Annotated in this window: 22 protein-coding genes and 1 pseudogene; 11 read left to right on the plus strand and 12 right to left on the minus strand. The window is 67.7% G+C overall.

Annotated elements, in window-relative coordinates; all coding sequences use genetic code 11:
• Nucleotides 1–10: 10 nt before the first annotated feature.
• Nucleotides 11–946 (minus strand): annotated as a pseudogene (locus DDZ14_RS14165) (YifB family Mg chelatase-like AAA ATPase); the annotation flags it as partial.
• Between the two features lie 47 nt (nucleotides 947–993).
• Entirely contained in the window at nucleotides 994–1,866 is an 873-nt protein-coding gene (locus DDZ14_RS14170; protein WP_109425633.1) for a glutathione S-transferase, read from the minus strand.
• 231 nt (nucleotides 1,867–2,097) lie between these two features.
• On the opposite strand from DDZ14_RS14170, the gene DDZ14_RS14175 reads away from it, so the two are divergent.
• Nucleotides 2,098–2,976, plus strand: coding sequence for an RNA polymerase factor sigma-32 (locus tag DDZ14_RS14175; RefSeq protein ID WP_109425634.1), 879 nt, complete (start codon nucleotides 2,098–2,100; stop codon nucleotides 2,974–2,976).
• Nucleotides 2,977–3,020: 44 nt separating this feature from the next.
• Nucleotides 3,021–3,836, plus strand: coding sequence for a ChaN family lipoprotein (locus DDZ14_RS14180; protein WP_109425635.1), 816 nt, complete (start codon nucleotides 3,021–3,023; stop codon nucleotides 3,834–3,836).
• Nucleotides 3,837–3,849: 13 nt separating this feature from the next.
• Here the strand turns inward: DDZ14_RS14180 and DDZ14_RS14185 are convergent, their stop codons facing one another.
• Nucleotides 3,850–4,923, minus strand: a complete 1,074-nt coding sequence (locus tag DDZ14_RS14185; protein WP_109425636.1) for an extracellular solute-binding protein — start codon at nucleotides 4,921–4,923, stop codon at nucleotides 3,850–3,852.
• Entirely contained in the window at nucleotides 4,910–6,649 is a 1,740-nt protein-coding gene (locus DDZ14_RS14190; RefSeq protein WP_109425637.1) for a chloride channel protein, read from the minus strand. Before DDZ14_RS14190 ends, DDZ14_RS14185 begins: the two co-directional genes overlap by 14 nt.
• Before the next feature lie 112 nt (nucleotides 6,650–6,761).
• Here DDZ14_RS14190 and coaBC point away from each other — a divergent pair, with 112 nt between their 5' ends.
• Genes coaBC through DDZ14_RS14205 form a run of 3 tightly spaced genes read left to right on the plus strand, consistent with a single transcriptional unit; the run spans nucleotide 6,762 to nucleotide 9,507 of the window.
• Complete coding sequence (coaBC, locus tag DDZ14_RS14195; RefSeq protein ID WP_109425638.1) at nucleotides 6,762–7,958, plus strand: bifunctional phosphopantothenoylcysteine decarboxylase/phosphopantothenate--cysteine ligase CoaBC; 1,197 nt, start codon at nucleotides 6,762–6,764, stop codon at nucleotides 7,956–7,958.
• Nucleotides 7,955–8,473: a dUTP diphosphatase gene (dut, locus tag DDZ14_RS14200; RefSeq protein WP_109425639.1), complete on the plus strand. Its 519-nt coding sequence runs from the start codon at nucleotides 7,955–7,957 to the stop codon at nucleotides 8,471–8,473. Before coaBC ends, dut begins: the two co-directional genes overlap by 4 nt.
• Nucleotides 8,473–9,507 (plus strand): HesA/MoeB/ThiF family protein, encoded by a 1,035-nt coding sequence (locus tag DDZ14_RS14205; protein ID WP_109425640.1) that lies wholly within the window; start codon nucleotides 8,473–8,475, stop codon nucleotides 9,505–9,507. Before dut ends, DDZ14_RS14205 begins: the two co-directional genes overlap by 1 nt.
• 114 nt (nucleotides 9,508–9,621) lie before the next feature.
• Here the strand turns inward: DDZ14_RS14205 and DDZ14_RS14210 are convergent, their stop codons facing one another.
• The gene (locus DDZ14_RS14210) at nucleotides 9,622–10,608 is read right to left on the minus strand and encodes a D-glycerate dehydrogenase (protein WP_109425641.1); all 987 of its coding nucleotides are present in this window, start codon (nucleotides 10,606–10,608) and stop codon (nucleotides 9,622–9,624) included.
• Nucleotides 10,609–10,732: 124 nt separating this feature from the next.
• Here DDZ14_RS14210 and DDZ14_RS14215 point away from each other — a divergent pair, with 124 nt between their 5' ends.
• Nucleotides 10,733–11,257 carry an SH3 domain-containing protein gene (locus DDZ14_RS14215; RefSeq protein WP_109425642.1) on the plus strand — a complete coding sequence of 175 codons (525 nt, stop codon included), beginning with the start codon at nucleotides 10,733–10,735 and terminating at the stop codon, nucleotides 11,255–11,257.
• Between the two features lie 51 nt (nucleotides 11,258–11,308).
• Complete coding sequence (locus DDZ14_RS14220) at nucleotides 11,309–12,199, plus strand: cation diffusion facilitator family transporter (protein WP_109425643.1); 891 nt, start codon at nucleotides 11,309–11,311, stop codon at nucleotides 12,197–12,199.
• A 14-nt stretch (nucleotides 12,200–12,213) separates the two neighbouring features.
• Here DDZ14_RS14220 and DDZ14_RS14225 read toward each other — a convergent pair whose 3' ends face one another.
• A complete protein-coding gene (locus DDZ14_RS14225; protein WP_109425644.1) occupies nucleotides 12,214–14,235 on the minus strand; it encodes a M3 family metallopeptidase in 2,022 nt (673 codons plus the stop codon).
• Nucleotides 14,236–14,507: 272 nt separating this feature from the next.
• Between DDZ14_RS14225 and DDZ14_RS19740 the strand changes: the two genes are divergently transcribed.
• The 4 genes from DDZ14_RS19740 to DDZ14_RS14240 all read left to right on the plus strand — a co-directional run bounded on the left by DDZ14_RS19740 (nucleotide 14,508) and on the right by DDZ14_RS14240 (nucleotide 17,959).
• Complete coding sequence (locus DDZ14_RS19740; RefSeq protein WP_158275536.1) at nucleotides 14,508–14,663, plus strand: hypothetical protein; 156 nt, start codon at nucleotides 14,508–14,510, stop codon at nucleotides 14,661–14,663.
• A complete protein-coding gene (hemP, locus tag DDZ14_RS14230) occupies nucleotides 14,663–14,830 on the plus strand; it encodes a hemin uptake protein HemP (protein WP_109425645.1) in 168 nt (55 codons plus the stop codon). Before DDZ14_RS19740 ends, hemP begins: the two co-directional genes overlap by 1 nt.
• On the plus strand, nucleotides 14,827–15,306 hold the full coding sequence (locus DDZ14_RS14235; protein WP_109425646.1) for a hypothetical protein: 480 nt from the start codon (nucleotides 14,827–14,829) through the stop codon (nucleotides 15,304–15,306). The genes hemP and DDZ14_RS14235 overlap by 4 nt, the downstream gene beginning before the upstream one ends.
• 154 nt (nucleotides 15,307–15,460) lie before the next feature.
• The gene (locus tag DDZ14_RS14240) at nucleotides 15,461–17,959 is read left to right on the plus strand and encodes an FAD-dependent oxidoreductase (protein WP_109425647.1); all 2,499 of its coding nucleotides are present in this window, start codon (nucleotides 15,461–15,463) and stop codon (nucleotides 17,957–17,959) included.
• A gap of 55 nt (nucleotides 17,960–18,014) precedes the next feature.
• Here the strand turns inward: DDZ14_RS14240 and gph are convergent, their stop codons facing one another.
• The 6 genes from gph to DDZ14_RS14270 form a co-directional block, all read right to left on the minus strand.
• Nucleotides 18,015–18,665: a phosphoglycolate phosphatase gene (gene gph, locus DDZ14_RS14245; protein WP_109425648.1), complete on the minus strand. Its 651-nt coding sequence runs from the start codon at nucleotides 18,663–18,665 to the stop codon at nucleotides 18,015–18,017.
• Entirely contained in the window at nucleotides 18,662–19,366 is a 705-nt protein-coding gene (gene rpe / locus DDZ14_RS14250) for a ribulose-phosphate 3-epimerase (protein ID WP_109425649.1), read from the minus strand. The genes gph and rpe overlap by 4 nt, the downstream gene beginning before the upstream one ends.
• Nucleotides 19,367–19,472: 106 nt before the next feature.
• Nucleotides 19,473–20,828, minus strand: a complete 1,356-nt coding sequence (locus DDZ14_RS14255; protein ID WP_109425650.1) for a TRAP transporter large permease subunit — start codon at nucleotides 20,826–20,828, stop codon at nucleotides 19,473–19,475.
• A 3-nt stretch (nucleotides 20,829–20,831) separates the two neighbouring features.
• The gene (locus DDZ14_RS14260; RefSeq protein WP_109425651.1) at nucleotides 20,832–22,145 is read right to left on the minus strand and encodes a TRAP transporter small permease subunit; all 1,314 of its coding nucleotides are present in this window, start codon (nucleotides 22,143–22,145) and stop codon (nucleotides 20,832–20,834) included.
• A 103-nt stretch (nucleotides 22,146–22,248) separates the two neighbouring features.
• Complete coding sequence (gene dctP, locus DDZ14_RS14265) at nucleotides 22,249–23,349, minus strand: TRAP transporter substrate-binding protein DctP (protein WP_233252596.1); 1,101 nt, start codon at nucleotides 23,347–23,349, stop codon at nucleotides 22,249–22,251.
• Nucleotides 23,350–23,580: 231 nt separating this feature from the next.
• On the minus strand, nucleotides 23,581–24,951 hold the full coding sequence (locus DDZ14_RS14270) for an aspartate aminotransferase family protein (RefSeq protein WP_109425652.1): 1,371 nt from the start codon (nucleotides 24,949–24,951) through the stop codon (nucleotides 23,581–23,583).
• Between the last annotated feature and the right edge of the window lie 28 nt (nucleotides 24,952–24,979).

Here is a 24,979-nt window from a genome sequence, read left to right on the forward strand (position 1 = left end):
ATATTTGGTGAGTTTGCTCCATAATACCGGGAAATTCCGGGAACTCGTCGAGGAAGAGCACGCCGTTATGGGCCAGCGATATCTCGCCCGGCTTCGCACCCTTGCCGCCGCCCACGATCGCCGCCATCGAGGCGGTGTGATGCGGCGCGCGATAGGGCCGAAGCCGCGATATGCCGCCTTCGTCCAGGAGTTCTGCAAGCGAATGGATCATCGAGGTTTCCAGCGCCTCCGCCGCTTCGAGCGGTGGCAGGATACCGGGCAGGCGCGCGGCGAGCATGGACTTGCCGGACCCCGGTGTGCCCACCATCAGCAGGTGGTGGCGGCCCGCCGCGGCGATCTCCAGCGCGCGCTTGGCGCGTTCCTGCCCCTTCACGTCGCGCAGGTCGCGCGCGCCGGAACGTTCCTCCACCTCGCCCGGCTCGGCCGCGGCCAGCACCTTTCGGCCGGTGAAATGGTTGACGCAGTCGAGCAGCGTGGCCGGGGCGATCACCTCGGCCGCGCCGACCCAGGCGGCTTCCGCCCCGCAGGCGCGCGGGCAGACCAGCCGGCGGTCGGCCTCGGCGGCGGCCAGCGCGGCGGGCAGCGCGCCGATCACCGGCACCAGCGATCCGTCCAGCGACAACTCCCCCAGCGCCACGGTCTCCTCCATCGTGTCGCGGGGCAGGATGTCGAGCGCGGCCAGCAGCGCCAGCGCGATCGGCAGGTCGAAATGCGAGCCCTCCTTGGGCAGGTCGGCGGGCGAGAGGTTGATCGTGATGCGCTTGGAGGGCAGGGCGATGGACATCGCCGTCAGCGCGGCGCGGACCCGTTCCTTCGCCTCCGACACCGCCTTGTCCGGCAGTCCCACCAGCGAGAAGGCGGGCAATCCGGGGCTGACGGCGCATTGCACTTCGACGATCCGGGCCTCGACCCCTTCGAAGGCGACCGTATAGGCGCGCGCAACCATCCTGCCTCCTCGCGTTCAGCTTGGTTAACGCCTAACGGGGGAGTGGTTTAGGAATCGTAAATGGCCATGAAGGCGGGCCAGGCTTCCGGGTCCGCGAGGGTCTTGTCGCGGCAGAAGGCATTGCAGAAACCGAAGCGGCGGTCTCCGATATCCAGGAAATGCGTGACCGGCTTGCCGGAATAGGGGCAGGCGGCGTTCTCCGAAGGCCCGGCTGCGGCCGCCCGCGCCTCCAGCAGCGCGGGGCCTGGCCAGGTCACCTGCCGCCAGGGCCGGTCATAAACGGGCTGGTGGACGCCCTCGGCGCGGCCCATCGCGCGCCAGCGGCGGAAGGCCGGGTCGGCCAGATGCGCCGCGACATAGTCCGCATCCGCCCCGTCCACCGGCAGCCCGTAACCCGCGATGCGCGCCGCGACCGGGGCATAGAAGGCATCCGCCGCGCAGTAGGCGCCGAAGAGCCAGGGCCCCTCACCGTCTGCCTGCCCGCGCGCCATGTCCCAGAGCGTGCGTATCCGGGCAAGATCGTCCAGCACCGCCGGCGGGGGTTCGAAATCGCCATAGGCCACGCCCAGATGCATCGGGCAGTCCGTGCGCAGCGCCTGAAAGCCGGAATGCATTTCCGCCGCCAGCCAACGCGCCGCGGCCCGCGCCGCCGGGTCTGCGGGCCAGATCCCGGCATCCGGATGCCGCTCGGCCAGGGTTTCCGCTATGGCGAGCGTATCCTGCACGACCACGCCGCCGGGGGTACGCAGGACGGGCACCAGCCGGGCCGGCGCGTATTCGGACAGGACGGCATCGAAATCGCCGCTGTAGAGCCGCGCCATCCGGGTACGGACGGGCAGGCCGAATCGCTCCAGCAGCAGCCAGCCCCGCAGCGACCAGCTCGAATGCGTGCGATCCCCGATGACCAGTTCGTAATCCATGCGTGAAGATTGCGCCCTTTCTCGCAGGGGTCCAATCATATTGCGTGGGCTGTCGCATCACCGGCGCTGAATGTTTCGGCAATGCCCCGGAACTTTATCCGGTCGCGCCGGTTTGACCTTGAAGTGACGGAATGTCGTAATGGGACCGTATAAACTGTAGAATGATCCGTATGCGGAAGTCCTGCGTATCAAAACCATAAGAGGGAAGCCCATTATTCTACAGGGGGCGCCATGGCCGCGAACATGAATGCCGACCAGAACTTTTCCCGCAAGGCGATGAAGGCGGAACTGCTCGACGCCGAGACGGAGTTGCAGCTTGCCTATGCCTGGCGCGACAAGCGCGACGAGCAGGCGCTGCATCGTCTGATCACCGCCTATATGCGGCTGGCGATCTCGATGGCGTCGAAGTTCAAGCGCTACGGCGCGCCGATGAACGACCTGATCCAGGAGGCAAGCCTGGGCCTGATGAAGGCCGCCGACAAGTTCGACCCGGATCGCGGCGTGCGCTTCTCGACCTACGCGGTCTGGTGGATCAAGGCCTCGGTGCAGGATTATGTGATGCGAAACTGGTCGATGGTGCGCACTGGCTCCACGTCCTCGCAGAAGACGCTTTTCTTCAACATGCGCCGCGTACAGGCGCGGCTGGAGCGTGAGGCGACCCAGCGCGGCGAGGAGCTTGACGGCCACCAGTTGCGTGAGCAGATCGCGCGCGAAGTGGGCGTGCCACTGCATGATGTCGAGATGATGTCGGGCCGGCTTGCGGGCTCCGATTTCTCGCTCAACGCCACGCAATCGGCCGAGGACGAGGGCCGCGAATGGATGGACACGATCGAGGACGAGGGCCCGCAGGCGGATGCCCTGGTGCAGGCCCGGCGCGACCGCGAGACGCTGCGCGAATGGCTGGCGCAGGCAATGGGCGTCCTGAACGAGCGCGAGCGCTACATCGTGACCGAGCGCAAGCTGCGCGCGGAGCCGCGCACGCTGGAGAGCCTCGGCAACGAGATGAACCTCTCGAAGGAACGCATCCGCCAGCTCGAGGCGGCGGCTTTCGCGAAGATGCGCAAATCGCTTCAATCCGAATCGGAAGAGGTCATGGCGCTGCTCGACTGACGCGCGGGCTTGTCCGCGCCGGGCCACTGTGCAAGCAGACGTCCATGCTACGTGCGCTCGCCCTCCTGTCGCTCATGCTGGTGCCCGGTGGGGCTGCGGCGGGGCGAATCGAGGCGGAGGCGCTCGACGATCTGCCCGGCGCACAGGTCGTCATTCTCGGCGAGTTCCACGACAATTCCGCGCATCACGCCAATCAGGCCCGCACGCTGGCGGCGCTGAAACCCGCGGCCATCGTGTTCGAGATGCTGACGCCGGATCAGGCCGCCCGCGTGACCGAGGGGAACCGTGACGACCCGCACGCGCTTGCCGCCGCGCTGGACTGGGCGGCCTCGGGCTGGCCCGATTTCGCGATGTACCATCCGCTTTTCACCGCCGCGCCGGGGGCGCGGATCGTCGGCGGGGCGCTGCCCCGCGAGACCGTGCGCCGCGCCGTGCGCGAGGACCCGGCGAAGATTTTCGGCCCGGAGGCCGCGCGGTTCGGCCTGGACCGCCCGCTGGCGGCGGACGAACAGGCGGCGCGGGAGGCCGAGCAGATGCAGGCGCATTGCGACGCGCTGCCCGCCGGCCTTCTGCCGGGCATGGTGGCCGCGCAGCGCCTGCGCGATACCGCGCTGGCGCGTGCGACGCTGGTGGCGCTGGAGGCCACGGGCGGGCCGGTCGCGATCATCACCGGAAACGGTCATGCGCGCGTCGACCGCGGCATCCCCGCCGCGCTGGCCCATGCGCACCCCGGTCTGGACGTGCTGAGCATCGGACAGTTGGAGGCCGCGCCGGACGGTGGGGAGGTGCCCTACGATCTCTGGCTGGTGACGGACCCTGCGGAGCGCGGCGATCCCTGCGCGGGTTTCTTACCGGATTAGGATGCGCGGCGCGTCATTCGCCCTCCAGCCAGGTTTCGAAGCGGCGGGTGCGCAGCGCATGGGTGTTGGCGTACCAGTCGCTGTCGCGCACCAACGCGCGGTCGCCGTGCTGCGGGGCGTTGGGCAGGTGGTCGCGCATCGGCACGCCATGTTCGGGGTGCAGCCCGACCCGCTTGAGTGCCGAGCGTCGCGCAGGACCGTAGGGTATGCGCTCGGCCAGCGCGGCCTGGGGCGCGGGCGCGCTGGCGAAGCGCAGGAAGTCCAGCGCCGCCTCCGGCGCGTCGCTGGCGGCGGCCACGGCCCAGACCTCGACCCCGATGATCCGGCCGTCCCAGATCACGCTGAGCGGTGCGCCCGCCTGCTGGGCCGCGAAGAACCGCCCGTTATAGCCCGCGGCCATGGCCACCCGGCCCTCGGCCAGCCATTCGGCCGGCGCTGCGGTCTCCTCCCACCACAGGATTTCGTCGCGAATCGTGTCGAGCTTGCGCAACGCCAGACGGAGGCCCCGGTCGGTGCTCAGCAGGTCATAGACCTGCGCCGTGGGCACGCCTTCGGCCATCAGTGCCCATTCCAGCACCACATCGGGGCTGCGCGGCAGCGCGCGGCGGCCAGGAAACCGAGCGAGATCGAAGAAATCCTCGACCGTGGCGGGCTTCACGCCGGGATAGGCCCGCGCGTCATAGGCCATGACCGTGGCAAAGACGTTTTGCGCCACCGAACAGCCGCGGAACGCGCCCTCCATGAAATCGCGCATCGCCGCCGGCCCGCCGATCTGCGCGGGTTCCAGCGGGCGCAGGAGCCCGGCGTCGCAGGCCGCGATGGCCTGGTCCTCCAGCATGTCGATCACGTCCCAGCCTTCGATCTTCGCCCGCTGGCGCAACGCCTCCAGCGAGCCGTCGTAGCTGCGAATGTCGAGCGGTGTTCCGGTGGCCTGCGTGAAGGGCTCGAAAAGCGCGGCGCGCTGCGCGGCCTCATAGGCGCCGCCCCAGCTCACGACGGTCAGCGGGTCCGGCCCGGCGTCCTGCTGCGCGCCCGCCGGTGTGGCGCAGAGCGCCAGAACCACAAGGAACCATCTAGACCGGCGCATTCTCCTCCCCCCTCAGATCCTGCATCGCGGCCAGGTAGGCGCGGATCAGCGCGGCCTCGCTGATCACGCCCTCAAGCCGCCCGTTGTCGCGGCTGACCACTGGGACGGCATCGCCGATGAAGCTGCCCAGTTCCTGCATCGCCTGCCAGATCGTGGTGTCGGCATGGAAAGTGACCGGCGCGGACTCGGCGGCGTCGGCGGCGCTGCCGGCACCGGGCCGCCCGGCGCGCAGCACGCCGACGAGTTGCCCCTCCGCGTCGGTCACGAAGACCTCGGCATAGGGGCTTGCGGCGCCTGTGCGCTGCGCCTCGTCCGCCGGCATTTCGGCCGTGGCGGACGGGAAATCAGTGCTCATCCACTCGGCCACGGTCATCGCCTCGAGCCGCGCGCGGTCCCGCCCGGCCGAGAGGTCCACGCCGCGCCGCGCGAGTTGCACGTCGAAGATCGAACGCCCGAAGACGCGATAGGCGATCAGGTTGGAGAACACCACCGCGACCATCGCCGCGATGGTCAGGTCGTAGTTCCGTGTCAGCTCGAAGACGATCAGGATCGTGGTCAGCGGCGCCCCGATCACCGGGCTGGTGACGGCCATCATCGCGCAGACGGCATAGACCGCGACGCCGGACGTGTCGGCGATGCCGGCGGTGTCGAGCAGTGACCAGGAAAGCGCGCCGAACAGGATGCCGATCAGCAGCGCCGGGCTGAACACGCCGCCGGCGAATCCGAAGCCCACGCAAAGCGCGGTCAGCACGATCTTGGCGGCAACCAGCACCACCAACTCGCCGGGGCGGAAGGCGCCCTCGATGGTGGCAAAGCGCAGCGCCTCGCTACCGATGCCCAGCACGTCGGGAAGTGCCAGCGCCGTCACCCCCACCGCGAGCCCCGCCAGCGCAGGGCGCAGCGCCGGCGGAAGCGGCAGGCGCGCGGCCTGCACGGCACTGGCCAGCACCAGCCGCATGAAGATCAGCGCGACCCCGGCCGAGGCCAGCCCCAGCAGCGCGAAGAGCAGGAATTCGTAGCCATGCGCTACGCCGCCGAAATCCACCAGAAAGAGCGGCGGACGCTCGAACATGACATTGGCGACGACATAGCCCGTCGCCGAGGCAACCGTGGCGGGCGCGAAGGCCTGCATCGAATAGTGACGCAGGATCACCTCATGGGCGAAGACCAGCCCGGCGATGGGCGCGTTGAAGGCGGTGGAGATCGCCGCGGCCACGCCGCAGGCCACGGCGATGGCGGGCAGGTTTGGCACGCCCAGGCGCAGCCTCTCGACCCAGCCGCCGATCATCGCGCCCAGATAGACCATCGGGCCGTACTGGCCCACCGAGGCGCCGAAGCCCAGCGACACCAGCGCGGCGAGGCTGGAGACCGCGCCGCCGCGGGTCGAGGGCAGCGGCGCGCGCAACTGGACCGCGCGCACCACATCCGGCGGGCCGAGCGCGCGGCCCTCGGGCGAGAAGCGGCTCAGCATCACCCCCACGATCAGCCCGCCCAGCGTCGGAACCAGCACCGTCGCCGCAGTGACCAGGCCTGGATTTCCTTCGAGTTGCACCCGCGCGCGCGGCGAGATCAGCAGCGCATGGTTGAGCCATGAGACGCCTTCGACGAAGCCGATCGCCGCAAGCGCGGCGGCAAAGCCCACGACGAGCGCCATGAGCGTCAGGACGACAGCGCGCATGAGCGGCGGCGCGGCGCGGGTCCGGTCCGGGGCGGTGGTGTGTGTCATATCCGCACTCTCCCCCGGATCGGCGCGTGGCGCAACATGCACGGGCCGTCGCTTGCCACGGGCGGACGGGGCGCGTAGAAATCGACAAGGCGCGCGCCGGGGAGATGTTGAAATGCTTGCAGGCAAACGGATTCTTCTGATCGTGGGCGGCGGGATCGCCGCATTCAAGTCGCTCGACCTGATCCGCCGTCTGCGTGAACGTGGCGCGCGGGTAACGCCGGTGCTAACCCGCGCGGCGGAGGAGTTCGTGACCCCGCTATCGGCGTCGGCGCTGGCGGCGCAGAAGGTTTATCGAGACCTCTTCGATCTGACTGACGAGGCCGAGATGGGCCATATTGAGTTGAGCCGCGCCGCCGATCTGGTGGTGGTCGCGCCGGCCACCGCCGACCTGATGGCGAAGATGGCGCATGGCCATGCCGACGATCTGGCCTCCACCCTGCTGATGGCGACCGACACGCCGGTTTTGATCGCGCCCGCGATGAATGTCCGCATGTGGGAACACCCCGCGACGCAGCGAAACCTGGCGGTTCTGGCGGGCGACGGCGTGGCCCGTGTCGGCCCGAACGAGGGCGACATGGCCTGCGGCGAATACGGTCCCGGCCGCATGGCAGAGCCGCTGGAGATTGTCGCGGCGATCGAGGCCCGCCTGGCGGACGGTCCGCTAAAGGGGCGGCATGTCGTGGTCACGTCCGGCCCCACGCATGAGCCGCTCGACCCCGTGCGCTACATCGCCAACCGCTCCTCCGGGGCGCAGGGCACGGCGCTGGCGCGCGCGCTCGCCGTGCTGGGCGCGGATGTGACCTTCGTGACCGGCCCCGCCGAGGTGCCGCCGCCTGCCGGGGTACGGGTGATCCGGGTCCAGACAGCGGCGGAGATGCTCGATGCGGTGCAGGCCGCGCTGCCCGCCGATGTTGCGATCTTTGCCGCGGCGGTCGCCGACTGGCGCGCGGCGGCGGCCTCGGACCGGAAGATCAAGAAGCTGGGGCGCGGCGACGTGCCCGCATTCGAGCTGGCCGAGAACACCGACATCCTCGCCACGGTCGCGCAGATGGCGCAGGGCCGCCCGGCACTGGTTGTGGGGTTCGCCGCCGAGACCGATGATGTGGAGGCCAACGCCACCGCGAAGCGCACCCGCAAGGGCTGCGACTGGATCCTGGCCAATGATGTGCGGCCCGCGACCGGCATCATGGGGGGCAGGGAGAACGCGGTGACGCTGATCACCGAGGCCGGGGCCGAAGCCTGGCCGCGGATGTCCAAGGACGACGTTGCGGCGCGGCTGGCCGCCCGCATCGCCGAGGTGCTGGCATGAGCGGGAAGGGCGCGGAGTACGTCCCGCCGCCGCTGACGGCCGCTGCCGCGGGGCCGGTCCTGCGTGTGCTGCGCGAATCCGGCGCCGATCCGCAGGTGGCGCTGCCCGCCTATGAGACCGAGGGTGCGGCGGGCGCCGACCTGCGCGCCAACCTCGCGCCGGCCGACCGGGCGGCGGGGCTGAGCCTGCCGCCCGGCGGTCGGGTGCTGGTGCCCACCGGGCTGCGGCTTGAAATCCCGCCTGGCTTCGAGGTGCAAATCCGCCCGCGCTCCGGCCTGGCACTGAAGCATGGCGTGACACTGGCCAACACGCCGGGCACCATCGACAGCGACTATCGCGGCCCACTCGGCGTCATCCTGATCAATCTGGGCGAGGACGCTTTCACCGTCGGCCATGGCGAACGCATTGCCCAGATGGTGATGGCCCCGGTCGTGCAGGCGCGCATCGAGGCGGCGGACGCGCTGGGCGGGACCGCCCGCGGGGCGGGCGGATTCGGTTCCACGGGGCGCGGCTGATGGCGCTGGTGCTGGCGCTCGCGGCGGGGCTGCTGCTGCTCGGCCGGGTGTTTCGGGTGCCCTGGGGGCCTCAGGCGGCACTGCTGGGCATCCTCTTCGGGGCCGTCGCGCTGATCCAGATGACGTTGCCGCAGGGTCATGCGCTGCGCGCCGCCACGGGCGGGTCGCTTGCCAACTGGGGCATCCTCGCGGGGCTGGGCGCGCTCGCGGGGGGCTATGCGCTGCTCCTGCGGCACCTGCGGGCGCGGGCCGCGCCAACTGAGCCCCCCGCCGGGCAAGGGACCTTCAGCGCCGCCGAACTGGAGCGTTACGCGCGCCACATCGTGCTTCGCGAACTGGGCGGGCCGGGACAGAAGAAACTCAAAGGCGCGCGGGTTCTGGTCGTGGGGGCCGGTGGGCTCGGCTCGCCCGCGCTGCTCTACATGGCGGCGGCGGGCGTGGGCACGATCGGCGTCGTCGATGATGATGAGGTCAGCCTGTCGAACCTCCAGCGCCAGGTTATCCACACCGACGAACGTCAGGGCATGGCCAAGGTCTTTTCCGCCCAGATCGCGATGCGGGAGATCAATCCGCACGTCACGGTTCGTCCCTACCGGCGGCGGCTGGACGCGGAGACGGCGGAGGCGCTTTTCGCCGATTACGATCTGGTGCTCGACGGCAGCGACAATTTCGAGACCCGCTATCTGGTCAACGCGTCCTGCGTCGCGACCCGCACGCCGCTGATCGCCGCCGCGATCACCCAGTGGGAAGGGCAGATCAGCCTCTACGACCCGGCGCGCGGCGCGCCCTGCTATGCCTGCGTCTTTCCGCGGGAACCGGCCGAGGGGCTGGCGCCCTCCTGCGCCGAGGCGGGCGTGATCGGCGCGCTTCCCGGCGTCGTCGGCGCGATGATGGCGATGGAGGCGATCAAGGAGATCACCGGCGCGGGCGAGAGCCTGCGCGGGCGGCTGATGCTTTATGATGCGCTCCATGGCGAGAACCGCATTGTCAGGGTCGCGCGCCGCGCGGATTGCGCGGTCTGCGGTGGTATCTAGCGGCGCGTCCTGAAGACCTGGATCGAAGCGGTTACGGTAGACACTGCGGGCCTTCGTTAGGTTGCAGACGAGCCGCGCGAGCGCGGCGCGCGCCAGAGCCCGGATCGCCCCGCGTCAGAGCATGCTCGGCACGACCTGGTCGGGCGGCCGGTGGCCGTCGGCGAAGGTCTTGATGTTGATGATCACCTTCTCGCCCGTCTCGATCCGCCCCTCGATCGTGGCCGAGCCCATATGCGGCAGCAGCACCACATTGTCGAGTTGGCGCAGCCGCGGATTTATGTTGGTGCCGTGTTCGTAGACGTCGAGCCCCGCGCCCGCGATCTCGCCCGTGCGCAGCATCCGCGTCAGCGCGTTCTCGTCCACGACCTCGCCGCGGGAGGTGTTGACCAGCACTGCGCTGGGTTTCAGCAATTTCAACCGCCGCGCGTTGAGCAGGTGGAAGGTCGAGGGCGTGTGCGGGCAGTTGACCGAGACGATGTCCATGCGGCTGACCATCTGGTCGAGGCTTTCCCAATAGGTGGCATCGAGTTCCTCCTCGATGCTCTCATGCAGCCGTTTGCGGTTGTGGTAGTGGATTTGCAGGCCGAAGGCGCGGGCGCGGCGGGCGACGGCGCTGCCGATCCGGCCCATGCCCAGGATGCCCAGCCGCTTGCCGCCTACCCGGTGACCCAGCCGCGCGGTGGGCGACCAGCCCTCCCAATTGCCCGACTGCATCAGGTTCGCGCCCGACCGGAAGCCGCGCATGACCCAGAGGATCAGCGACATGGTGGCGTCGGCGGTGTCCTCGGTCAGCACGCCGGGCGTGTTGGACACCAGGATGCCGCGCTGCCGCGCCGTCGCGACGTCGATATGGTCGAAGCCGGCACCGTAATTGGCGATCAGTTTCAACTTGTCGCCCGCTTGCGCCAGGAGACCCGCGTCGATCGTGTCGGTGATCGTGGGCACCAGAACGTCGGCGCGGCGCATCGCCCCGGTCAGTTCCTCACGCGACATCGGCGCGTCATCTTCCCGCAACTCTACATTGAAGAGTTCCTTCATGCGGGTCTCTACCGCTTCGGGTAACCGTCGCGTCACGACAACACTGAGTTTCTGGCCTGGCATTTCGCATCATCCCGTACTGGAATTCCTGTGCCCATAGTGACAAGATCGGCCGCCAAGGGGCAAGGCGAAAGCCGCGGGCAAGACCCCGGAGGCAGCGACAAATGGAAACGGGCGGAAGCGGGGCATGAGGATGCGACTGGCGTGGCTTTGCGTGGCCGTGGCGATTCTGGTCTGCGGCCCGGTCCCCCCCGCCCTGGCGGACGGCGCTGCGCAGGGGGCGGAGCGCGGTCCGGTGACCAACCTGCCGCTGCCGCGTTATGTCTCGATGAAGACGGCGGAGGGCAATGTCCGGCGCGGCCCCAGCCTGACGCACCGCGTGGACTGGGTCTTCAGGCACGAGAACATGCCGCTTCAGATCACCGCCGAATTCGGCCATTGGCGGCGGGTGCGCGACCGCGACGGCGCGGGCGGCTGGATGCATTACGCTCTGCTCTCGGGCGTGCGCACAGTGATCGTCGAGGCCGAGATGGTGGACCTGCTGAGCAAGCCGCTGGAGAAGGCGCTGCCGGTGGCCCGCGCCGAGGCCGGGGTGATCGCGCGGCTGGGTGCCTGCCGGCCCGACTGGTGCCAGATCACGGCCGGCGGCAATACCGGCTGGGTGCGCAAGCGCGACATCTGGGGTGTTGAACCCGATGAACTGCGCGACTAGGACGGGCCTTCCCGCGCGGCCTTGCGCGGCCCTTGTGCCCGGACCCGCGCGATGACCGACAGAACGCATCACAGGCTCGATATCTCCGCCGGTCTGGCTTCGGTCGCGGTGGCCGGTATCCTGGTGGCGCTCAAGCTCTGGGCGCTGGCGGCAACCGGGGCGCTTTCGGTCGCGGCGAGCCTGGCCGACAGCGCGTTGGATCTCATGGTTTCCGCGATGGGGCTGATGGCGATCGTCTATGCCGCGCGTCCGCCCGACGAGGATCATTCCTTCGGCCACAGCTCGGCAGAGGATCTGGCGGCACTGGCCCAGAGCGTTTTCATCACCGTCTCCGCCTGCGTCATCGGGTGGGCCGCGATCCGGCGCCTGCTGGGAGACACGCCCGTCGTGCTGAACGCCGAGGGCCGCGGGGTCGCGGTGATGGCTATATCCATCATGCTGACCCTGGCGCTGGTGGCCTGGCAGCGGAGCGTTGCGCGGCGCACCGGCTCACGCGTGGTGGCGGCGGACCAGTTGCATTACATGGGCGACCTGCTGCCCGCGTTCGGGGCGATCCTGTCGCTCGCGGTGGCGGGCACGCTGGGGCTCTACAGTATCGACAGCGTCGTGGCGCTGGGCGCGGCGGCCTGGCTGCTGGTCGGGGCCGCGCGGATCGGCAAGGGTGCCTGGGACGCATTGATGGACCGGCAGGCCGACCCCGAGGTGATCGCCGGGATCGAGGAACTGGCGCGGGGCTGGCCGGGCGTGCACGGCTTCCACGACCTCAAGACGCGCATGGCCGGGCGGCGGATCTTCGTCAACATCCATATCGAGCTCGACGGCGGCCAGACCCTGCGGGAGGCCCATGACATCGGCGCGGGTCTGCGCCGCGCGATCATGGATCGCTATCCGCAGGCCGATGTCATCATCCACAAGGACGTAGCCCGCCCCGCCGCCGGTTGACGCTCGCTGCGCCTTCAGGCAGCCAGACCGCGGCCCTTCAGCAGCGCCTCCACCCCCGGCAGCCGGCCGCGGAACGCTGTATAGAGGTCTTCGGCTTCCGCCGTGCCGCCGCGCGACAGGATGTTGCGTGCCAGACTCTCGGCCAGTGCCGGGTCGAAGGCGTCGCCGGCCTCCTCGAAAGCGGCGAAGGCATCGGCATCCATCACCTCCGACCACATGTAGCTGTAATAGCCCGACGAATACCCATCGCCCGAGAAGACATGCGCGAAATGGGGCGTGGCGTGGCGCATGCCGATAGCGTGCGGCATGTCGAGACCGGCCAGCAGTTCCGCCTGGCGGGCCATCGGATCGGCGGGCGCGTCGCCGCTGTGGAAGGCCAGGTCGACCAGCGCGCTGGCGGTGTACTCGACGGTGGCGAAGACCTGGTCATAGGTCGTCGCGGCCAAGACCCGCTCGCGCAGGGCGTCGGGCATCGGCGCGCCGGTTTCCGCGTGCCGGGCGTGTTTCTCCAACACCTGCGGGACCTCCAGCCAATGCTCGAAGAGCTGGCTGGGAAGTTCCACGAAATCGCGCGCTACCGCGGTGCCGGAAACCATCGGATATATGACATCCGACAGCATCACATGCAGCGCATGGCCGAATTCGTGAAAGAGCGTGCGTGCGTCGTCGAAGGACAGTAGCGCCGGCTGGCCGGGCGAGGGTTTGGCGAAGTTGCAGACGTTGACGACCATCGGGCGCTGGCCGCCGTCCAGCCCGTGCTGGCGGCGGAAGGAAGAACACCAGGCCCCGGACCGCTTGGAGCCGCGCGCGAAATAATCCGCGATGAAGACGGCCATGTGCCGCCCGTCCCGACGCACCTCCCAGGCGCGGCAATCGGGGTGGTAGAGGTCCGCCTCCAGCTTGTGAAAGCTGAGCCCGAAGAGCCGCCCGGCGCAGTCGAAGGCCGCCTCCACCATGCGTTCGAGCTGGAAATAGGGCTTCAGCTCGGCCTCGTTCAGATCGTGTTCCCCGGCCCGGCGCTTTTCGGCATAGTAGCGCCAGTCCCAGGGTTCCAGCCGGCCGTTGATGCCGTCCTCGTGCAGCATCTCCTCCAGCCGCGCGGCGTCGCGGAGCGCCTGCGTGCGGGCGGGTTCCCACACCGCCATCAGCAGATCCCGCACGCGCTCCGGCGTGCCGGCCATTTCCGTTTCCAGCTTGAAATGCGCGAAATCCGGATAGCCAAGCAGATGCGCACGTTCCTCGCGCAGCGCCAGGATCTCGGCGGCGATGGCGCGATTGTCGCTCTCCCCGCCATTGGCGCCGCGGGCGGCCCATGCGACATGGGCGCGCCGCCGCAGGTCGCGGCGCGGGCTGAATTGCAGGAAGGGCACGATGAGCGAGCGCGAGAGGGTCACCGCGGGTCCCTTCAGGCCGCGCTCCGCCCCGGCCGCGCGGGCCGCATCCATGACGAAACCCGGCAGGCCCTTCAGGTCGTCCTCCGACAACTCCATGTGCCAGCCACGTTCGTCGGCCAGAAGGTTCTGCGTGAAGCTGGTGCCCAGCACCGCCAGCCGGTCCTTGACGGACTTCAGCCGGTCATATGCCGCGCCCTGCAATTCCGCGCCGGCGCGCCGGAACATGCGGCGATAGAGTTTCAGTACGCGTCTTTCCTCGTCGCCCAGCCCGGCGGAGTCGCGAACCTGCCAGACGGCCTCGATCCGGGCAAAGAGATCGCGGTTCATCGTGACTTCGGACGCATGGGCGGAGAGCTTGGGCGCCAACTCGCGCTGGAGCGCCTGCCGGGTGTCGTTGCTGTCGGCACCGGCGAGGTTGAAGAAGACCCCCGCGACGCGGTCCAGGTCGCGCTCGGCCCGCTCGAGCGCGCCGATCGTGTTGGCGAAATCGGGCGGCGACGGATCCGCCGCGATCTCCGCCACGCGGGACTTGGCGCGGGCGAGCGCGGTCTCGAAGGCGGGCGCGAAATCGGCATCGTCGATCTCGGCAAAGGGCGGCAGGCCGAAGGGCGTGGTCCAGTCCTGCAAGAGCGGGTTGGTCATGAATGTCTCCTTCCGGCGGTGAGGCTAGGCCGGGCGGGGCACATGGTCCAGAGGGCGCGGACATGCCGTAGGCATTGCGGTGTGGCGCGCCCCGGCTGTGGCGCCGTTCGTGCCCGGAATGGCCGCACAACGCCCCCTTCGGCATCGCGTGGCCTGCAAATAACAAACTAAAACAATCAGGATTGACGGGTGCCCGAGGATCGGGCAGATTGGGGCCGTCCCCAGCCACTCGACCGACCAGCCAGGGCACCGCAACGAAGAGGTGTTTGAAGATGTTTGCGAAAGTGACAGGGCCGGTCCAGCCGCCATATCCCGCCGGTGCCGGATGCGTGCTGAGAGACGAGGTGCTGCGGCTCGTGCCGGAAGACGGCCTGCCGGGCGCGACGCTGCTGGAGGCGCTGCTCGACCGGATGGAGCGGGTGCGGTGATGGCCTGCCAGACGACCGCCCGCAATAGCCCGTCTGCCGCCGGCGGACCGCCCGTGCACGATGCGCGCGAGCTGGTGGCGGGCGGTGCCTGCGCCCGAATCGTGCTCGACGGGCAGGAATACACGCTGCGCATCACCCGCGCCGGCAAGCTGATCCTGACCAAATGAACGACGGAAGCGAACACGGCGCCGCGCCCGTCGCGCGGCTCGATGCGCTGCCGCCGCTGGAGGCGCTGCTGGTCCGGCATCTGCGGCTCTGGTGTGCCGGGCCCGAGCATCAGGCCGAGGTCTGGAACGCGCTGGCCACGGCACTCGGCCCGGCGGCCGCGCGGCCGTGTCTCAACGCGTTGGAGCGGCTGATCGGCCTGATGACGCGCTGCGGCCGCAGACCGCTCATGCGCCACGGGACCGAATGCGTCTGCGTGGGCTCCGACGAGGCGGTCTTCGCGCGGTTCGTCGCCACCGCGGCCGAGGGCGCGCGCGAGGATGCCATGCTTATCGCCTCGCTGATGATGCGGCCCGACATGCTGGGTTGCGCAGTGGACCTGGCCGGTACGCTCGGCGTGCTCGCGCAGCGGGCCGTGGAATGCGGCGCCGGCCGGCGCGACGCCGCGGAACCCGTTCGGGGCACCGTCCTGCACTGAGCCCGGCCCCGGTGGCGGTGTGCCGCCGGGTCCGGCCCCCCGCTTGCCAAGCCTGCGTGTCGGTTTCGGCACGGGGAATGTCGATACACCCCTCAATTTCGCCGCGCCAGCCATTATGACGGTACCAGAATCTGGACATGCGCGGAGCCAAGCCATGAAGACCCACGTCAAGGCCCTAATCATCGGCGGCGGTGCCGTTGGCACGGGGATCGCCTATCACCTCGCGAAATTCGGCTGGAAGGATGTCGTGCTTCTGGAGCGCGACGAGCTGACCTCGGGCTCCACCTGGCACGCCGCGGGGCTACTGCCGCTCTTCAACATGAGCTACGCGGTCGGCCATATCCACGACTATTCGGTGAAGTTCTACAAAACGCTGGAGGAGGAAACCGGCCTCAATGCCGGATTCTCGGTCGTGGGCAACCTGCGCATGGCGCAGACCCAGGACCGCATGGATGAGTACATGCTCTACGCCACCACGGCCGAGACGGTGGGCGTGCCCTATGAATGGCTGAGCCCCGCCGAGATCAAGGCGCGCTGGCCGCTGGTCAATACCGACGACCTGAAGGGCGCGATCTTTCACCCGACCGACGGTTACATCAACCCCGCCGACGTGACGATGGCGATGGCCAAGGGCGCGCGTCAGCTCGGGGTGGAGATCATCCGCAAGCGCCAGGTCGACAGCTATGAATGGACCGGCTCGGAATGGATCGTGCGCGGCACGGTTATGACCGAGAAGGGCGGCAACCTCGTGCCGTCGGAGGAGACCTTCGAGATCCATGCCGAACATGTGGTCACCGCCACCGGCAACCATGCGCAGCGCACCGCGAAGCTGCTGGGCATCAGGAGCCCGGCGATCCCGGTGGAACACCAGTTCATCGTGACCGAACCCGACCCCGCGCTGGTCGAGTACCGCAAGAGCCACGGCGAGCACCCCGTTCTGCGCGACGCCGACGCCAAGTGGTACGTGCGCGAGGAACGCGGCGGCTGGATCCTCGGGCCCTATGAATGGAACGCGCCCGCGCGGTTTGCCTATGGCGTGCCCGACAGTTTCCGCGCCGACCTTTTCCCGCTCGACCTGGAGCGGATCGAGGAGGAATACATGTCCATGATCCACCGCATTCCGTCCTCGGAAGAGGTGGGGCTGAAGGACGATTTCAACGGTCCGATCTGCTACACCCCCGACGGCAACCCGCTGGTCGGCCCGGCGCCGGGCCTGCGTAACATGTGGCTGGCCGAAGGTTTCTCCTTCGGGATCACCGCCGCGGGCGGCACCGGCTATTACATGGCGCAGATGATGGTGGAGGGCGAGGCCGAGATCGACATGGCGTCGCTCGATCCCAAACGGTTCGGCGACTGGATGACGACGGAATATGCCTGCCGCAAGAACGAGGAAGCCTATTCCCACGTCTATATCCTGCACTATCCCGACGAGGAGCGCGAAGCCTGCCGTCCGCTCAGGACCGCGCCGGTCTACGACCGCCAGAAGGCCGAGGGCGCGCAGTTCGGCTGCGTCAACGGCTGGGAGCGGCCCAACTATTACGGCCCCAAGGACGCGCCCGAGAGTTTCGACCATGACGGCCGCAGCTTCCGTCGCGGTGCCTGGTGGGAGTACACCAAGGCCGAGGCCGAAGCGGTGCGCAACGGCGCCGGGCTCTTCGATGCGACCGCGTTCACCAAGCATATCGTCCGCGGGCCGGGCGCGACGGCCTTCCTTGACTGGTTCACCTGCAACAGGCTGCCCAAGGTGGGCCGCATCAACCTGACCTATGCGCTGACCGATGCGGGCACCACGCGCACCGAATATACCATCGTGCGGCGCGGCGAGGACGATTATTACCTCGTCTCCGCTGGTGCCTGGACCGCTTATGACAGCGACTGGCTGCGCAAGGCGGCCGAGGACAAGCGCGACGAATTCGGCTATGTCGAGATCCACGACGCCACGACACAATGGGGCGTCTTCGCCATCGCCGGACCGAAATCGCGCGACATCCTCAAGGAGATCGTCAAGGACGCCGATCCCGACACGGTGCTGGGCAACAAGCGCTTCCCCTGGCTTTCGATGCGCAATATCGAGCTGGGCATGTGCCCGGTGATGGCGGTGCGCGTGGCCTATACGGGCGAGTTGGGCTGGGAGTTGCACCACCCGATCGAGATGTCGGCCTACCTGTGGGATCAACTCATGGCGGCGGGTGCGAAGCACGGGCTCAAGCTCTGCGGTGCGCGGGCGCAGAACTGGCTGCGGCAGGAGAAGAGCTATCGCGCCTTCGGCAACGAGCTGGGCCGCGACGCGACCCCGCTGGAGGCCGGGCTCGACCGCTTCATCGACATGTCCAAGGATTTCTGCGGCAAGGCCGCGATGGAGAAGACGGGCATCCGTTCGAAATGCGTAACCGTGCTGATCGACGGGCCGTCGGACGCCGATCCCTGGGGTCATGAGGCGCTCTATGACGGCGATACCAAGGTTGGCCGGCTGACCTCCGGCGGCTGGTCGGTGGCCTTCGGGCGTCAGATCGGTATGGGCTATGTCGCACCGGACCTAGCCGAGGTCGGCACAAAGCTGAAGGTCAGGATGCTCGATCAGCTTTGGGATTGCGAAGTGGTCGAGGACAGCCCCTATGACCCGTCCAACGCGGTGATCCGCGTCGACGGCTGAGCGTGGATTGCACCCGGCCCCGGACAGAGCGTCCGGGGCCGGGTGCCCCACGGGCTCAAAGCGCGGCGGCGATGGCGGGCAGGTCACTGAATTCCGCGAAGAGCGCGCTGTGCGGGATGCCCGCCACCGGACCCTTGCGATAACCTTCGGTAAAGAGCGCGAAGGGCGCGCCCGCGGCTTGTGCGGTCTCGGCGTCGATCTCGCTGTCGCCCACGAAAAGGCAGGCGCGGGCCTTCAGGCCGGTCATCGCATGGCGCAGCGGCGCGGGGTCGGGCTTGCGCACCACCAGCGTGTCGCCGCCCACGACGGTCGCGAAAAAGGCATCCAGCCCGAAATGGCGCAGCACCGAAAGTGTGGGCGCATGGGGCTTGTTGGTGCAGAGCCCCAGCGGATGGCCCGCCGCGCGCAACTCATCCAACGCCGCTTCCACGCCGGGATAGAGCCGGGTCAACTGCACCGCGCCCTCATAGCGCGCGATGAAGGCCTTCGTCAGCCGGGTGTGGTTCTCTGGTGCCTCGGAAATTCCGCGCGCGGCCATCATGCGGCTGACGAAGGCGCCCGCGCCGTTACCGATGAAACTGCGCGCCTCGGCGAAGGTCAGGGGCGGCAGGCCCTCCTCGGCCAGCACCGCGTTGCCCACGCCGTGAATGTCGGGCGCGCTGTCGATCAGCGTGCCGTCCAGATCGAAGATGATGGGCAGGCTCACTCGGCGGCGGCCTGCGTCGCGGTTTCGGCGGCCTTGCGTATGGCGCGGATATTCGCGCCGTAGGGCGCCGGGTCGGCCACCGATCCGCCCTTGAAGACGGCGGAACCCGCGACCAGCACATCCGCGCCTGCCGCCGCCACCCGCGGGGCGGTCTCGGGCGTCACGCCGCCGTCGATCTCGATATGCACGGGCCGGTCGCCGATCATCGCGCGCAACTGCCGGATCTTTTCGATCTGCGAGTCGATGAATTTCTGCCCCCCGAAGCCGGGATTGACCGTCATTACGCAGATCAGGTCGACCATGTCGAGAAGCGGCTCGGCCACACTGGCAGGCGTTCCGGGGTTGAGCGCGAGCCCCGCCTTCGCGCCGGTGGCGCGGATTGCCTGAAGCGTGCGGTGGGTGTGGGGGCCGGCCTCGGCATGGGCGGTGATGATGTCCGCGCCGGCCTCGGCGAAAGCCTCGATATAGGGATCGACCGGCGCGATCATCAGATGCACGTCCATCACGGTCGTCACATGGCGGCGGATCGCCTTGACCAGCGGCGGGCCGAAGGTCAGGTTGGGCACGAAATGCCCGTCCATCACATCGACATGCACCCAGTCGCAGTCCTGCGCCTCGATGGCTTCGATTTCCCTGCCGAAATCGGCGAAATCGGCGGACAGGATCGATGGGGCTATCTTGATCGAGCGGGTGAAGGTCATGGCGGCAGCCCTTTCGAACGATGCAGCGGAAACGATACAGGCGGGACCGGAGCCCCGCCTGCGTGAGTCTCTCCGTTGGGCCGCGTCTTAGCAGCCCCGGCGCGGATCAGCCATAGACCAGTTCAGGCAACCAGGTGATGACCTGCGGGAAGAGCATGCAGATCGCCAGCCCGACCAGTTGCAGGAACAGGAAGGGTAGGGCGGACCGGAAGATGTCTGACATCGGGATCTCCTCGGGCGCCACGCCGCGCAGGTAGAAGAGCGCATAGCCGAAGGGCGGCGACAGGAAGCTCATCTGCATGTTCACCAGGTAGAGCACGCCGAACCACAGCACCAGGTCGTCGGGGTTGTCGAAGCCGAAAGCCTCCGCGCCAAGCGCCTTGATGATCGGCACGAAGATCGGAACCGCCAGCAGCAGGATACCCACCCAGTCCAGGAACATGCCCAGAACGATGAGGATCACCTGCATCATGATCAGGATGCCCCAGGGGCCCATGCCGGTCGCCGCCAGGCTTTCCTGAACGAATTGCTGCCCGCCTTCGAGTACGTAGAGCCCGACGAAGATCGTCGCGCCGAACATGATCCAGATCACCATGGCCGAGGCTTTCAGCGTCGTGATCGAGGCTTCACGCACGGTCTGCCAGTCCAGCTTGCGGTGGATGGCCGCCACGATGAAGGCGCCGAACGTGCCGATGCCCGCGGCCTCCACCGGGGTGGCGACGCCGGTGAAGATGACGCCCAGCACCACCACGATCAGCATCAGGGGTGCCGCCATGTTGCCCAGCAGCCGCAGCTTCTCGGCGTTGCTCACGCGCTCCTCCACCGGGATCGGCGGGCCCTTGCGCGGGTCGATGTAGCACATCACCGTGACATAGAGAATGTAGAAGCCCGACAGCATCAGGCCCGGCAGCACCGCGCCGATGAATAGCTCGCCCACCGACTGTTCCGCGACCACGGCATAGATGATCGCCAGGATCGAGGGCGGGATCAGGATGCCCAGCGTTCCGCCGGCCATGATCGAGCCCATCGCGATCTTCGGGTCGTAATGGCGCTTGAGCATCGCGGGCAGGGCGATGATGCCCATCGTCACCACCGCCGCGCCGATCACCCCCACCATCGCGGCCAGGATCGTCGAGGCGATGATCGTAGCCGAGGCCAGGCCCCCCTGCACACCGCCCAGAAGCTTGTAGATGACGTCGAACATCTCGTTGATGATCCCCGCCCTTTCCAGCATCGCGGCCAGGAAAATGAAGAGTGGAATGGCCGATAGCTGATAATTCGTCATCAGCGGGAATATTCGGCTCGGCACGATGTTGAGCGCGCGCTCGTCGCCCAGCACGAAGAGGAACACGCAGGCCAGCCCGCCGGTCACGAAGGCCAGCGGCAGGCCCGCCATCAGCAGCACCAGAAGGCTGCCGAACATGATGAGCGTCAGAAGCTCGATCGAAATGTCGATACCCATCCGTCAGTTCCCCCGCGCGATTTCGCGAACGTCCTTGGCGAGCTTCGAGATGCCCTGAAGCACCAGAAGCAGTCCGCCCAGGACCATTACCCATTTCATCGGCCAGAGCGGCACTTCCCATTCGTTGAAGCTGATCTCGCCCCAGCGGATCGCCGGGTCGGTCCAATCGCTCAGCGACAGGCTGCCCAGCATCGTGCCCAGCCCGATCTCGCCGCGCGCCCAGTCGGATATGACCGCGTTTCCGGACGGCACCGCGATGGCGTCCATCGCGAAAATCCAGGAGGTCACCAGCAAGGTGCCGGCGAAAATGAAGAAGAAGACCGACGTGGCCAGGTCGACGATGGCCTTGTTCTTGCGCCGCATCGGGGCATAGAAGATGTCCACCCGTACATGGGTTTCGGTCAGCATCGCATAGGAGCCGGCGATCAAATACTGCATGCCGAACATCAGATACATCGCCTCATGCGCCCAGTTCGTGGGGCTGTTGAAGACGTAGCGCGCGATGACCTCGTAATAGTAGACGAAGACTGCGATTACGGCCCAGTAGCTGACGAATTCACCGCAGAAGAGCGAGAGCCGGTCGATCCAGTTCTCCGCGTATTCGCTGTCGTGCCTCGGGCTGTCTTCCTCCTCAAGGGCCCGCAGCGCGCGCTCCTCGTCGCTGATCTCCTCCGCCTCGGGCAGGGTCGCATTGGCGCGGCGCACCATGCCGGGCATCAGCAGCAGGTCGGCCGCCAGCATGGCCAGGATCAGGAAGAAGGCATAGCGCGCGGCGTTCGACCAGAAGGCGCGGCGCTCGCCGGCGTCCTCGGCCACCGGGCGGGCGGCTTCCAGGTCCGCGCGCGACCTTTCCAGCCGCGCTTCGCCGGTCTCGATCTGCCTCTGCGACCGTTCCAACCGGCGCTCGGCGGAGCGTTCCGCGAAGGAGCCGGGCTCGACCTGCGCCAGTTCCGCCTCCAGCTTTTCGACATCCGCGCGGGCGCTTTCGATCCGGGGTTCTTCCCGTGCGATCGTGCTCTGCGCGACGCGAAGCAGGTTGTTCGCGTCCGACTGTTCGCTGCGGGCATCGCGCTCGTAGCCGTTGGCTGCAAGGATGAAGATGAAGATCGGCAGGAATACGAGGCCCAGAAGGTTCTTGAGATAGAACCGGTGCAGGCCGACGATGCCGCCGGTGACGAGGATCAGGTAGCCCAGGGCGACCGAATAGGTGCGCCGGGCGGGTTTCGGACGTCGCGACAGTATCATCGCCACGATGGGAAAGACGATCAGTCCGACCCAGTAGAACCAATGCGGCAGCGTGAAGCTGAGACCAGGCATGCGGGCATCCAATGTTTTCTAGCGGGTTCTTGTGTCACCGCCCGCCCCGACAGGCGGGGCGGGCGGTCTATGGCCGCAGCGGCGGCCGGTTCCTCATAACCGATCAGAGATCGAGCGTCAGCCCCTCGGTCTGCGCCGGGTCCACGTAGCCCAGCGAGCCGGACTGCATGTAGTCGAGCTGGATCTTGAAGATTCGCGCCGCATCGGGATCGCGGTTGGCATATTTGAACCAGATCGGCACCGCGACCTCGGTCATCAGCTCCACGTCGTCCTGCGTCAGGCGCGTCACTTCGGTGCCGTCGGCCTCGAACTTGCCCCAAGCTTCCTGGTCGGCGGCCTGGATCGCGGCATGGTGCATGTCCGAATAGACATGGGTTTCCATTTCCACGAACTGCTGCATTTCCGGGCTCAGCGCGTCCCAGGCGGCCTGGCCCACGGTGATGTCCATGAGGTCGACCGGCTGGTAAAGCGACATGAAGCCCGGAGGGCCCATCGAGATATACTTGGTCACCTGGCTGAAGCCGAGCGAGTAGTTCACCGCCGGACCCACGTAGTCGGCCACGTCGATGGTGCCCTTCTCCAGCGCCGGGAAGATCTCGGAGCCCGGAAGCACGGTGGTTTCCGCCCCGATTTCGGTAAAGACTTCGGCCACCATGCCGCCCGGCAGGCGCATCTTGCGGCCGCGGAAGTCGTCGATTGACCGGATCGGAACCTTGGAGTGGATGATGTTCGGGCCGTGATGGACCGGACCCACGAAATACATACCCTGCTTGGCATAAAGCTCGCGCGCGATCTCCAGCCCGCCGAGGCCGTAGAAGAACACGTCCCACTCATGCGGGTTGCGCAGGCCCAGCGGATAGCTGGTCAGGAAGGTCGCGGCGGGAATGATGCCCTGAGCATAGATCGTGAACGGGTTCACGGCGTCGAGCACGCCGTTCTTCACCGCGTCGAAAAGCTGGAAATCGCCCACGACGTCATTTGCGCCGAAGGGCTGGAAGGCCAGTTCGCCGCCGGTCTTTTCGGCAATCGTGCCGCACCAGTCCTTGAAAATCTGAAGGCCGGCGCCGCCGGGCCAGGAGGTCTGGATCTTCCAGGTCGTGCCGTTGGCCTGCGCGCCGGCCACATGCGGTGCGGCAAGCGCGGCCGCCCCGGCTCCGGCGAATTTCAGCATCGCGCCGCGGCGCGTTGTCAGTGATGTCTTCATGGTCATCCTCCCGTTTGAGTCGGCTTTGGCAGCCGCGCTTGCGTCGCGCAGCCCTCGCCGGGCGATCATAACGTGAGCGGTGGTAATTGGTAATATTATTTTTCCAATAACGCCGTGATTCCGGATTTTCTTTCACCGTCAGTCGGTTAGTGCGCCGGCTATGAAAATACGGCCAGCCTCCGGCGGGAGACTGGCCGATTCGACGCGGTTTTTGTGTCCCGTTGCGGCGGGTTAGCCCAGGACCGCCTTGACGGCTTTCGCGGTCTTGTCGACCACGATATCCGCCTCGTCGGGCGTGATGCAGAGCGGCGGCGCGAAGCCCAGGATATCGCCCTGCGGCATGGCGCGGGAAATCACGCCTTCAGACAGCAGCGCGGCGGCCAGTCGGGCGCCGACCTTGCTGGCGGGGTCGAAGTAGGTGCGGCTCTTCTTGTCCTCGACGAATTCGACGGCGCAGAGAAGGCCCTCGCCCCGAACGTCGCCGACATTGGCATGCGCGCCGATCGCGTCCTGCATCGCGGCTTTGAAATAGGCGCCGGTCTGGCCCGCATTGGACACCAGACCGAGTTCGTCGATGAGCTTGAGGTTGGCTACGCCCGCGGCGGCCCCGATCGGGTGCGCGGAATAGGTCCAGCCGTGGCCGATCGGACCCAGCTCGTCCGCGCCCTGTTCCAGCACCTTCCAGACCTTGTCGGAAACGATGGAGCCTGAGAGCGGCGCATAGGCCGACGTCAGCCCTTTGGCGATGGTGATGATGTCCGCCTCGATCCCGTAATGGTCGGAGCCGAACATCGTCCCCAGGCGCCCGAAGCCGGTCACCACCTCGTCGGCGATCAGCAGGATGTCGTGCTTGCGCAGGATCGGCTGGATCGCTTCCCAATAGCCCGCCGGCGGCGGCACCAGGCCGCCGGTCCCCAGCGCCGGCTCGCCGATGAAGGCGGCGATCGTATCGGCGCCCTCGCGTTCGATCAGCGCCTCAAGCTCGGCGGCGCAATGGGCCACGAACTCCGACTCCGACAGGCTGGTATCGGCGCGGCGATAGTAATAGGGCGCCTCGGTGTGGATGATCTGGCTCATCGGCAGATCGAATTTCTTGTGGAACAGCTCCAGCCCGGTCAGCGAGCCGGTGATCAGGCCCGAGCCGTGATAGCCGCGCCAGCGCGAGATGATCTTCTTCTTCTCGGGGCGGCCCAGCACGTTGTTGTAGTACCAGACCAGCTTGACGTTGGTCTCGTTCGCGTCCGACCCGCCGAGACCGAAATAGACCTTCGACATGTTCTTGGGTGCGCGGTCCAGGATCATCTTGGCCAGCGTGATCGAGATTTCCGTGCCGTGTCCCACATAGGCGTGGTAATAGGCCAGTTCGCGCGCCTGCGTGGCGATGGCCTCGGCGATTTCGGGCCGGCCATAGCCGACATTGACGCAGTAAAGGCCGGCGAAGGCGTCGAGCAGGCGCACGCCGTCGCGGTCCTCGATATAGACGCCCTTGCCGCCGGAGATGATGCGGTTGGGGGCCTCGCCGCGGGCGAATTGCGCCAGGTGGGTGGAGGGATGGAAGAAGTTTTCGCGGTCCCACTGGCTCAGTTGATCGTTGGTCAGCATCTCGGTTTCCTCTTGCTTGTTCCGCGGG

The organism is Maritimibacter sp. 55A14, from assembly GCF_003122205.1.
Classification (GTDB): Bacteria; Pseudomonadota; Alphaproteobacteria; order Rhodobacterales; family Rhodobacteraceae; genus QEYE01.